The organism is Streptomyces sp. TRM68416 (genome assembly GCF_014596915.1).
Taxonomy (GTDB): Bacteria; Actinomycetota; Actinomycetes; order Streptomycetales; family Streptomycetaceae; genus Streptomyces.
Genome location: NZ_JACVWU010000084.1, coordinates 1 through 866 on the forward strand (window position 1 = coordinate 1; position 866 = coordinate 866).

Consider the following 866-nt stretch of genomic DNA (forward strand, 5'->3'; position numbering starts at 1 on the left):
GGGGTCGGTTGCGGTGAGGTGGATGGTGTTGTCGGGGTTGGTGTGGAGGCGGGTGTGGAGGGTGGTGGCTGTGGTGGCGTGGAGGGTGACGTTGTTCCAGGCGAAGGGGAGCCAGGTGCCGTCCTGGGGGAAGTCGGGGTGGAACTGGAGGGTGTGGAGGGCGGCGTCGAGGAGGGCGGGGTGGATGCCGTAGCGGGTGGCGTCCTCGTGGGCGTGGTCGGGGAGGGTGACCTCGGCGAACAGGACGGAGGGGTCGTGGTCGCGCCAGACGGACCGCAGGTTCTGGAAGGCGGGGCCGTAGTGGTAGCCGCGCTCGGCGAGGTCGCTGTAGAGGGTGTCGACCGGGACGGGGGTGGTGCCGGGCGGGGGCCAGGCTTCGGGGGTGTGGCCGGTGGTGGGGGTGGGTGCGGTGGGGGTGAGGGTGGCTTGGGCGTGGCGGGTCCAGACACTGCCGCCGGTGGTGCGGGCGTGGACGGTGAGGGTGCGCCGGCCGGTGTCGTCGGGTGTGTCGATGACGGCCTGGAGGTCGACGGGGGTGTCCTGGGGCAGGATCAGGGGCTGGTGGATGAGGAGTTCTTCGATGGTGGGGCAGCCGGTCTGGTCGCCGGCGCGCAGGGCGAGGTCGACGAAGGCGGTGCCGGGCACGATCACGGTTCCGGCGACGGTGTGGTCGGTGAGCCAGGAGTGGCCGGCGGTGGAGATCCGGCCCGAGAGCACCACCGCGCCGTCGGCGATGTCCGTGCTCGCGGCGAGCATGCCGTGGTCGAGTGCGGTCAGGCCCACCCGGGTGAGGTCTCCGTGGCCGGCCTGGGTGGTGCGGTCCAGCCAGTAGCGGCGGCGGTCGAAGGCGTAGGTGGGCAGGTCGA

The 866-nt window shown here is 72.5% G+C and carries 1 protein-coding gene; it reads right to left on the minus strand.

Annotation, left to right across the window (positions count from 1 at the left end):
* Positions 1-866: polyketide synthase dehydratase domain-containing protein (locus ICC28_RS40015; RefSeq protein WP_188293792.1), on the minus strand; the 866-nt coding region annotated here is incomplete at both ends.